Below are 10,891 nucleotides of genomic sequence, written 5' to 3' on the forward strand. Positions count from 1 at the left end.
TCTAGCTAACAATATCTTACTCGAAAATGGCATAATTACTGCTGAAACAAAAGCGGGCGATTTCGGAAATATAGAATTAACTTCAAACAACATTCAACTGCGCCGCCAAAGCAGTATCACCACCAACGCCGCCGGAACGGGAGGTAACATTACCCTCAATACAGGCGTCTTAGCAGCATTAGAAAATAGCGACATTACTGCCAATTCCACAGATAGTAGAGGCGGTCAAGTAAATATCAACACAGAAGGCATTTTTCGACAAGGATTTTTAGGAACAAATCTTTCCAGAGAAGCAAGCAACTTAGCAAGCGATATCACCGCCACTTCCAATTTAGGCCCACAATTTGACGGTGTAATAAATATTCAAACTCCCGAAATAGACCCTACCCAAGGATTAATCGCCTTACCACCAATTGATAATCGACCAGTTTTCCAAAATGTTTGTGCAGCCACAAGAGATAATGATGAAATTGGCGAATTTGTTCTTACCGGGCGCGGCGGTTTACCGCCAAATCCGAGAGAAGCACTCAACCTTTCCACCGCAGAAAGTACCTCTGCGCCAACCGAAATAGTAGAAGCGCAAGGATGGATAAAAGATGATAAAGGCGTCATACATTTAATTGTACAAGCACCCAAAGTAACTCCCTACAGTCCCGCAGAAAGTGTAACAGCTTGTCGCACTCCATCTCCAGTATCTATAAATAATTTTAATTAAAAAATATGGCAATAAAACGCAAAGCATTTCTAGCATTTTCTCAGTCTATCAAAAAGCGTTTACCTTGGTGGTTAATTGCTGCTAGCTGTATGTTTTTGTGTCTCCTCAAATCTCCTGTTTCCGCTCAACTTACCCACAATACCGTACCCAACTTACTAAAAAACGCCCAAGAGTTGCAAGCAGCAGGACATTACCGTAGCGCTTGCGGAACTTTATTACAATCTTTAGCCATTCCTTCGCAAGAATGCAGAACGTTAATTCGCGATGAAACTTCCCTGCAAGTGGCACAAAGTCTTCGCAAACTAGCAGACTCTCAACTAACCGCCACAACTTTAAGAAATTTGGGAGATATTTTGCGAATTGTTGGTGCTGTCAACAACTCAGAACAGATTTTACAGCAAAGTTTGCAAATGTTTCAACGCTTAAAGTCCGATACAGACATTAGGTCTACTTTAGTTAGTTTAGGCAATACCAAACGCGCTTTAGGCAAACGCGAAGAAAATTATAATAATCAATCAAAAGCGCAGACGGCTTACGAAGCTGCCTTAAAATTTTATCAAAATGCTGTTTCACTATCTGCCGCGCCTCTAACCAATTTACGAGCCAAGCTAAATCAACTAAGCTTGTTAATAGAAACTCCCCTCGATTCTGATATTGCTGATTTACCACAACAAATTCAATCTCACCTAACTGAATTACCTCCATCCAAAGAAACAATTTATGCTCGGCTGGACTTAGCTCGCAGTTTGACTTGTCTAAAATTACAACAAGGAGAACAAACGCCTGATTACCCTTCACCCATTGCCAGAGAATGCGCTAACTCAAACGTTAATAAAAAAAGACAGCAACTTGAGATGTTATCTTGGCAATATATCGGCCAATTATTAGCAACATCTATCCAACAAACTAAAACTTTAAACGATGTGCGATCGCAATCCTATGCGTTAGGGCAATTAGGAGAATTATATGAAATAACTCAACAATTGTCAAGTGCCAAACAACTAACCGAACAAGCTTTGCGTCTAGCGCAATCAATCCAAGCATGGGATATTGCCTATCGGTGGCAATGGCAATTGGGAAGACTGGAAATTAAGCAAGAAAAAGATATTGAAAGCGCTATAAAAGCTTACACATCTGCTTTCAATAATCTCCAGTCATTACGAAAAGATTTAACTGCTCTTAACCCCGACCTTCAGTTTAACTTTCGGGATGAAGTAGAACCTGTTTATCGCGAATTAGTTGATTTACTCTTAAAACAAGAAAATCTAACCAAAGCGCGAGATGTAATAGAGGCGCTACAACTAGCGGAACTGAACAACTTCTTTCGAGAAGCTTGTTTAAATAGCGAACCCAAACAAATCGATCGCATCGATAAAAATGCTGCCGTAATTTATCCAATTATTCTCAAAAATAGGTTAGAAGTAATACTCACCTTACCCGAACAGCCTATCCGCCATCATGCGGTAAATATATCTGCTGATGAAGTAAACAAAGCTGTAGAAAAACTGGGGAAATTTTTAATAAATCCTCTCATCAGCATTGAAGAAGTTAAAAACCAATCGAAACAAATATATAACTGGTTGCTAAAACCGTTTGAAGCCGACCTAGAAATTGCTAAAAATCGGGAAGAGAGTCAGGTAAAAACGCTGGTATTTGTTTTAGATGGGGCGCTCAGAAATATGCCAATGGCAGTCCTTTATAATGGAGAAAAATATTTGCTGGAAAGGTATGCGATCGCACTTGCTCCAGGTTTGCAACTTATAGACCCCAAACCCTTAACGCGAGAGCGAATCAATGCCTTAATTGGTGGTGCAAAAGACGCTCCCAGCTTCCAAAAAGAGAAATTTGGTTTGATAGATAATGTAGAAACTGAATTAAACCAAATTAGCAAAGAAATACCCAGTCGCCAACTGGCAGAACAAAAATTTAATCGCACAAATATTCAAAAGCAAATAAATTCATTTGACTTTTCCATTGTTCACCTAGCAACACACGGGAGATTCAGTTCTAACCCTGATGAAACTTTTATCCTCGCTTGGGATGAACGCATCAAAGTAAAAGATTTGGATAAATTACTGCGACAAAAAAACCAGCCTCAATCTAACCCAATTGAACTATTAGTCTTGAGCGCTTGCCAAACCGCACTAGGAGACAAACGCGCTGCTTTGGGACTGGCGGGAGTCGCGGTGAGGGCGGGCGCACGCAGTACCTTGGCAACTTTGTGGCAAGTTAACGATGCTTCTACTACTGAACTGATGATTCTGTTTTATCAAGAGTTAAAGAAACCGCAACTGACAAAAGCAGAAGCACTGCGGCAAGCTCAACTTGCTATATTAAAAAATTACCCAGATAGAGATTACCAAAAACCTTATTACTGGGCTCCTTTTATTATGGTTGGGAATTGGTTTTGAGCGGAAATGCTACCAACTTCCAATACAATCAATTTATATTCCCAACGATTCGCTCTGCGGAAATTTCTCCTAATCTCACGTCTTCGCTTTTAAAAAGATTAATCCAAGCATTAATAGCTTCCCTATTTTCCGGTTCCTTAAGCCGAAGTTGACCCAACTCGGTTATAGTATCGTACCAAATACCATTTTTGGCATAAATAACTGCTCTTTCTAGTGCTGTTTTCGCTGCTTTTAACTGACTATCTAACTCAGAGGTAATCGCAATCCTTTGCACCTGTCCGGTTACAAAAGCAGGCGTAGAGTTTTCGGGAGAACCTTCTCTTTGAGGGCAGTTAAGAGTAAAATACCAACGATATTTTTTACCGATTTCCAAAGGTTTGACTGTAGGCGGAATAGTAACGCTGACAATTCCTGGCGTTCTTGACAAGCTGAAAGGAGTACGGTAGATATTTTTTTCCCCATCCTGCAATGAAAATTCTCCAGAACTAGCTTCCTCTGGCGCGTAAGGTACGTAAACCCAAAAAGTAGGCCGATCGCTAACAGTTGACTCCAACTTACTACCACCTACTAAACGAGTTAGAGGAATACTTTTAGACAAACAATCGCCGCGACTACCCGTACTTTTACTATCTGTAGTTGTAGTACCTCTAGTTCCTCCAGAAGGAGAACTTTGATTGGATGTTCGGGGGATAAAGCGAATCTCTACTCCTTGAGAAATTAGTTGAGCCGACTGTGCTAATAGTCGCAACGGAAAGATGATAAAGTTAATCACAAATAAAAAGACGACAATGCTCGCTCTGTTCATAAATTCAACTCAATTTTTCTGTTATTGTTGTCTATTCGTTGACAAGGTGTACATGGCTAAGCTTACACCTGTAATTACTAAAGCTAAAACTGAAGGAATTAACGGTATCCAACCTCCTTTAAGCAAAAAGGAAAAACAAATACCATAAATGATAAAAATTGTAATCCCCCCAGCAGCTATTTGCTGTATCCGCGATCGCAAACACCAACCAATCATACCTCCAACTAAAGACCAACACCAAATCCAGATAGTTTCAGCTTGTTTTGACCACCACCAAATCAATGGGCGATTATCCAAAACTGCACTAAGAATTTGACTTACTTTATGTGCCTGAATTTCTACACCTGTCATTCTTTGAATTGGCCAATGACCGTAACTGTAAGGCGTCAGCCAATGGTCATCGTTAAAACTGGGAGCAGTTGTACCGATAATAACAATGCGATTTTTTACTAAATCGGGATTAATTTGGCCGTTAATAAGTTCTTTGAGGGTAACTTTCGGAGCAATTTGACGGGTAGAGCGGTAATTGAGCATGATTTGATGAGCGCGGGAATCTATTTGTTGATATCCCCCCGAATCTTTTTCTAGAGTTGTGAAAATAGTTTTGCCAATAAAAGACAAATAATCTTCTGGTTTAATCAGGTCAAATTTAATATTATCATCATCTAAATAACGTTTAGCTAATTGCAGGCTCAAAGAAAACTCTGTTTGACAAGGAGATTGTTTTCCATTAGCTAATAAATGACGGCGAAGGATGCCATCTGGATCGGTTATAAGATTATTAAAACCCAAACGTTGAAGCGGAACTTCCGCAGGTGGTAAGATTCCGGGGTGATTGCCGTTACTAGCTTGGCAGACAGCAAAAAAGCGATCGCTCTTTTTCATCCGAGTCGCTAAATCCGCATATTTTGGTTGAACGGGATTATCCCGATAGATTAACAATCCAATTGCTCTCGGCTGATATTGCTCTACTTTTTTCAATAAAATAGCTAGAGAGCGATCGGATATCGATGCGCTTCCTCTTTCCGCAGATGGTTGAGATTGCACGTCATTTTCGGTAATAGTAACTAATAGCAGGCGATTATCCTGTCCTTCATCAGGACGCGATCGCATTAACCCATCAAAAGATTGCAACTCCCAAGCTTGCAAAAAACCAAGCGATCGCTCCCCCGTCACCAAAGCAGTTACCACCACACTTGCTAACAGCACAGATTGCCAATTTTGGATTTTAGAATTAGGATTTTCGATTTTTTGTAACGACGGAATTTCTACTTTCGCAGCGGGTAACAAATCCTCCCAACTTGGCGGCACCTCTGCGGGATTTTGGCAAATTACTGGTAACCAAGTCGCACAAGGAAACTCACCCTCCATTCCCTGCAACCTTTCTCGCGCTTCCCGCACAGCTAAATAAAATGACTTACCAGCCACAAATGCTGTCAGAAAATTTCTCAAAAATTCTTGAGCTACCCTGTCTGGCACCAACTCCCGCATCACAATCATTTGGGGAATATGCAAATCATCCAACTGCCGTGCCAAACCTAAACCATCGCAAGAATTAAACAGTGCTAATTTTAAACCTTGTTCGACTGCTTTTCTGAGTGCATACCACAGCTCGTTAATTGTTAAACTTTCAGTGGAATTGATATAAATTATACCCGTTTCCCCTTCTGTCTCGCTATGACCTGCAAAAAAGATGATATCCCAAGGTTGTTCCCACAATCGATCGTTAATTTGTTGACGTTGAGGTTCTACTAAAAAGACTACTTCTGCATTGGGTAAGCTTTCTAGCAAACCTCGATCTCTCTCAATATCAAGACCGGCACTATGGCCTAAAATAGCTAAAATTTTGACCCTCGGCTTCTCCTGTACCGAATTCGATTTTTTAGTAGCTTCAAACTTTTTTGCACTTAAGGCAACTTCTGCCAGAGGGTAACGCTCAAAAAAATCCCACAAATGCCAAGGAAGTTTCTGTAAATGACTATCTTCAGTGCGAATCAATAGCCTAATTGCTTCCTCTCGGCTTAACTCTTCTCGCAATCGCCTGTCAATAGGACGAAAATCCTCAGAATCCAACCACGCACTCAGGCGTAATCGTAACTCTTGCGCTGACTGATGACATTGCTCAATTCGCTTATTTACCGAACCATCATAAGTAATTTTCTTCGGTTTAATGCGGTAAGGCGCACCCACGCTACGATAATTTTGTTGCCACCTCTCTAAACAAACGAGCAAATCTGGATCTGGCGGTAATTGACCAGCGATCTCTATTTCAGGACGCCTACTTTCCCAGCCAATTTCTAGGCTGACTCGAAACCCATTTCGCTCTAGATCGCCATCCAACTTTAGAACGACTAACTTAACCATAATTTGCACCTTTTTAGTCAGCATTCCGCTCTTTAAATTACAAAGCCTTCCGTAATGCTGACATCACCCAAACCCACTTTGACACTAAAACGTTCTCCCAGTTCGCCACTAAACTCAAATTGAATATTTTTGGTAGTTCTAGCTTGAGCTTCCATCACAGCAATACCCTCATCATCTAGTACCATTACTTGGAGATCTGGCGGCAGATAATTTTGATTGCCTGTAGGATATACTTCAACTACAATATTCACCTCCGATTCATCGACTGGTTTTAGCCCAACGCATAAAGCTACCTGTTTCCCTGCGCGTTCTAATTCTAAAAATTTACCGCGACGACGTACACCATCTGTCCCTCTAAAATTAAAGGCAAGTTGTGCTTGTGGCGGTAATAAAAGTGCTTCCACTGTCTGCCAGCCAGCTTCAAAAATATTGTGCAGCCACTGGCTCAAATTAACAGGTTGAGGCTGGCGAATTTGGCTAATAAAATCTGGAAATTCGTCGAGCGATCGCAATTCGCTAATCGGTAAGTTTTCGGTCGTTGCCGTTTTCGTAAATCCCACCACCACTACTTCTGTTAGCGATTTAGTCATTTGAACAGCCACATACCCAATTCGGTTTGACCAAACTTCAGCTGGAATATAAACAAACTCTTGTTCTGGCAACACAGAGCGACACTCTAACTTACCCAGATTTTTCACCTCCAAATCAGCCACATCCATAAGTGTCTGTGCCACCGGGTCAAAACTATCGCTGGCTTGACAATCTGTTTCTAATCCCAAGCAGTCCAGGTAAAATTTTACCGCATACACCGCCAATGTATTGAGGTAAACCTGTTTGCCTTTCTCTTGTTGTCTTTGGTGTTTGCGAAACTGTTCTGCTAGACGATGGGCTTCTGCGCCTAGAATCACAGTAAAGGTAAACGGATTTGGTACGTCTTTCATAATCTCTATTTCTAGCTTAACTTCCGTGATTTTGGCAGTATTCTCGCAGTTTAACTGCAAATTTCTTCAAACAGCGTTGGTAAAAGCTGCTGAGGGTAGCAACTTTAATACATAATTCTTCTGAGATTTCTTTCCAGGTAGCTCCAGCCAGCCTTTTTTTAGCTAAAAATTGAAAATTAGCTTGGGGATTATTTTCAATATACTCATTTTTGAAAATATCTTCTCTATCCTCTTCTATACATTCGCTCACCATTTCTGATGTAGAAAATTCTTCTTCTGGCTGAATTATATTCTCTAGGTCGTCCAGCGTCCTTCTGATAATGTTCTTATCCATAAACTTAGGAATCGCCTCTCTGAAAAATCGTTTTTCAAGTAGGAAGTTCACCCAGCGCATTACCGGGCTTTTTTCCGGATCGTAATCATCAATTTTTTGGCAAATATACAGCAACATATCTTGTCGGGCTTCATTGTAAATATCTTCGTAAATGCCCTCAAATTGACCCCAGTAGGGACGGCAAAGCCTGCCGGATTGCAAAATTGCTTGCACCAGTTGCACTAAAGCTCGCTGTCGTTCCGGTGTCATCATCGGATGTTGTTGAGCTTTGATAGCCAGCTGCTTAAGCCGCTTATCGAGTTCTTTATCCCACCCATTGTCCATCTCCGGCACCCCAGGAAAAAACTACCTGAATTACCAGCGTAATCTATCTCAAGGTAGAACTGTTTTCATACCGTTGGCGGATGAAACGTTGTGGACTTGAGTCGTCGGACAGACAAGTTATGTTGCTAGGACAGTTTTAGGTGTTCGCAGCCGATTCGATCGCTCGAACATTTCAACGCCCTATCTCTTTGTCAAGGTCAACGCATCAACTTTATGCAAAGTTGCACTATTCTTTAACAAAACTTCATATAACCTGGTTTTGTTATGGCGGCGAGCCTTTTATGTAAAGTTTTGTAACAAAATAGGTATTCACGCATAAAAGTTGCCGCCTGACCCTGAGAGAGATATAGAGGTGTTTCGGGTCAGAGTAGCTGTAACTTTCGAGAGAGGTCGAGTATGGTGCGAATCCGCGAAGTTGTCCAAGAAGCCTTAACCACCGGCTATTTAACGGTGAAAGCGGAAGAAAATCTACGCCTGCTGTTGCAAATTCAGTATGACTCGCAAGATTTCGATGCCTTTATGACTTTGCAGCAGGCAGCTTCTTCCGGTTGCGTAATGCAAGAATCTCGCTCGCCGAGCGAGTTTGAGAACTTAAAAACGCTAAAAGATAGTCTGCTAGTCGAACCAGTTGGCTCGAAAAGTTCGTAAATTTCAAACCTTAATTACTGTTGACATTTCAGTCTACCTCTTTATTTCAAAGGAGAATTGTTTATGAGTTGGTTTAATGGATTTGGCAAAAAGCGTTCTGAGAATAAAGGCTTTCAGACTCAAAAAAATACAACACAATTGCAACTAGAGACTTTTATCCTCGAACCTATTCTCACCCCTAGTGGATTAATCGACGGTGGCGACCATACACAAGACCCCTTTCTGTTAGATATACATACACCAACATTGCCAGAAGTTCATTTAGCTGAAAGCGACCAAACTCATACACCTGAAATAATTCACATAGATAGCGACAACTATCATCAAGTTACAAGTGATGTTGAAACTCATCCCGCTTCAGAAGTTAAAACCGATTTCCATACTCTGACAGAGACGACCGAAACCCACACTAATATTCTTGAAAGCGAACATACTGATGTTATTGCTGTTCATAAAGTAGACGATTTAATTTCAGAACACGATCTCCAACACATTTCGTTTATAGACAATACGAACGTTACCAGCACTCACTCTGAAAGCGTTGTTGAAAATATAACTCTTCACAACCCTTCTGCTGTGAATGAAAGTCATGATGCTGACATAGTAAATAGCGCAACTCAAGAAACAACTTTTCACACAACGGATGAATTCCACACTACTGTCGATCGAGTTTCCGAATCAACTGGCGATACCGATACAGTTTATCATCGGTTGGGTGAGGATACATCAGCGACTCAGAACCATACAATTAGCGATACTTCTGTTCATACCGATTCCGAAATTGGTGATTTAGCGGGGACTCAAGGTAAGACTGATACCGAAATTGCGATCGCACAACCAGCGACAGAACATCATATCGCTGACACCCAAGTTCATTCCCTGGATGCAACAAATCATTCTACGGAAACTGCTGCTGAGAGTAGCGATACCGATTTAGCGATCGCCGATAACTCTCATCAGTCTATTTTACCCGATCCCAGATCTTCCGATCCCATCCCCCACACTGTTGAACATCATACCGAGTCTTCTCCTACTGCAAATAATCATTCCACAATTGAAAACGTCACTGACAATTCATCCAAACCCACCAACACAGATAGTACCCATTCCACAATTGAAAACGTCACTGACAATTTACCGAAACCTACCAACACTCCACCGATCGTATCTGACCACAAAACCGACTTTAGTTCCGGTGTCTTCACTGTTGGTGAAACTGGAGAAGTAGGAGTTGATTTTCTGTTTGACGGTGGTGGGTACAAGGGCGAGTTAGCAATTTTCAGTCTCAAGGACATGGAGAATTTAACTCCCGGTTCTTCTGAATTTATCAAAGAAGCTGCTACTCGCGCTTTGAGTAATTCTGAATTCGGTCATGTCATAATTTCTGACATAACAGAAAGTGCGAGATTTAATAGTCATGATAATTCCGGGGTTTATGAAGGTGTAAAAACCTTTAATATGAGTGCGGGAGATGAGTTTGGGGTAATGCTTGTTCCCAATGGCAAAGTGCAGCAGGTATTTGATAACCCCAAAGTAAATGGTTCATTGCGTCCGTTGTTTTCAATGGTAGCAGCTAACCCAAATGAACATTCCCATATCGGACAAATTGCCGATGTGACTGGGGATGGCAATACTTTTGTGATGGAGGATTTACGGGTAGATACTGGTTCGGATCGAGATTATAACGATATTATTTTCCAAGTGCGAGGTGCGACGGGTAAAGCAATTCATTTGGATGAAGTAATTGACCCTGCTAAGGATTGGCGTACTTCTAATATGGGTCAAGCTTTGATTGCTTATGCCGAACCTTATGTTACTCCCGATCCGACTTATGATTCCGATCTCGGCGATATTGGGGTGGGAGATAATTCTGGCGATAGCGGCAGTATTTTGACTCCCGATCTTACAATTTCAGATAATCACGCAGATACTTCTACGACGAATGTGATTGACTCCGATAATAGTGGCAGTATTTCTCACCCAGATGTTGCTAATTCTGATAATAATGCCAGCACTTCAGCACCAGATATCTCTCATTCTGATAATAATGCCAACACTTCTGAAAAAGATATCACGAATTCCGATAATAATGCGAGTGCTGCTTCTGAGAATGTTCAACATTCAGATAGCAGCAATTTAGATCCTACTACCGACTTGAGTACAACTACCTCGACTAATTCAAGTTCTGCAAATTCAGTAACAAATGTATCTTCTGTCAAAGTAACGGAAAGTGCGATCGCTTCTGACACCACTCATACTACTGTGACTGAGGCGGTAGCAAAAGTACCTACGGTAGAAGCTCCGAAAGTAGTGGAAAGTGCGATCGCTTCTGACACCACTCATACTACT

General features: G+C 41.3%; 7 protein-coding genes and 1 pseudogene. 4 read left to right on the top strand and 4 right to left on the bottom strand.

Annotated elements, in window-relative coordinates:
* Together LAY57_RS30180 and LAY57_RS30185 are read left to right on the top strand one after the other, a co-directional pair.
* Positions 1-715: pseudogene (locus tag LAY57_RS30180) on the top strand (filamentous hemagglutinin N-terminal domain-containing protein); the annotation flags it as partial.
* Between the two features lie 5 nt (positions 716-720).
* Positions 721-3,126, top strand: a complete 2,406-nt coding sequence (locus LAY57_RS30185) for a CHAT domain-containing protein (protein ID WP_249070883.1) — start codon at positions 721-723, stop codon at positions 3,124-3,126.
* A gap of 28 nt (positions 3,127-3,154) precedes the next feature.
* Here the strand turns inward: LAY57_RS30185 and LAY57_RS30190 are convergent, their stop codons facing one another.
* From LAY57_RS30190 to LAY57_RS30205, 4 genes are read right to left on the bottom strand one after another with little or no spacing between them, the layout of a single operon-like run.
* Positions 3,155-3,931 (bottom strand): DUF928 domain-containing protein, encoded by a 777-nt coding sequence (locus LAY57_RS30190; RefSeq protein ID WP_249070884.1) that lies wholly within the window; start codon positions 3,929-3,931, stop codon positions 3,155-3,157.
* 21 nt (positions 3,932-3,952) lie between these two features.
* Positions 3,953-6,319, bottom strand: coding sequence for a CHASE2 domain-containing protein (locus tag LAY57_RS30195; RefSeq protein WP_249070885.1), 2,367 nt, complete (start codon positions 6,317-6,319; stop codon positions 3,953-3,955).
* An 8-nt stretch (positions 6,320-6,327) separates the two neighbouring features.
* Positions 6,328-7,236 (bottom strand): DUF1822 family protein, encoded by a 909-nt coding sequence (locus LAY57_RS30200; protein ID WP_249070886.1) that lies wholly within the window; start codon positions 7,234-7,236, stop codon positions 6,328-6,330.
* A gap of 16 nt (positions 7,237-7,252) precedes the next feature.
* A complete protein-coding gene (locus LAY57_RS30205; RefSeq protein ID WP_249070887.1) occupies positions 7,253-7,894 on the bottom strand; it encodes a sigma-70 RNA polymerase sigma factor region 4 domain-containing protein in 642 nt (213 codons plus the stop codon).
* Positions 7,895-8,290: 396 nt separating this feature from the next.
* Here LAY57_RS30205 and LAY57_RS30210 point away from each other — a divergent pair, with 396 nt between their 5' ends.
* Positions 8,291-8,542 (top strand): hypothetical protein, encoded by a 252-nt coding sequence (locus LAY57_RS30210; protein WP_249070888.1) that lies wholly within the window; start codon positions 8,291-8,293, stop codon positions 8,540-8,542.
* A 63-nt stretch (positions 8,543-8,605) separates the two neighbouring features.
* A partial coding sequence (locus tag LAY57_RS30215) for a DUF4114 domain-containing protein (protein WP_249070889.1) occupies positions 8,606-10,891 on the top strand: 2,286 nt, incomplete at its 3' end.

It is taken from the genome of Argonema antarcticum A004/B2, from assembly GCF_023333585.1.
Lineage (GTDB): Bacteria > Cyanobacteriota > Cyanobacteriia > Cyanobacteriales > Aerosakkonemataceae > Argonema > Argonema antarcticum.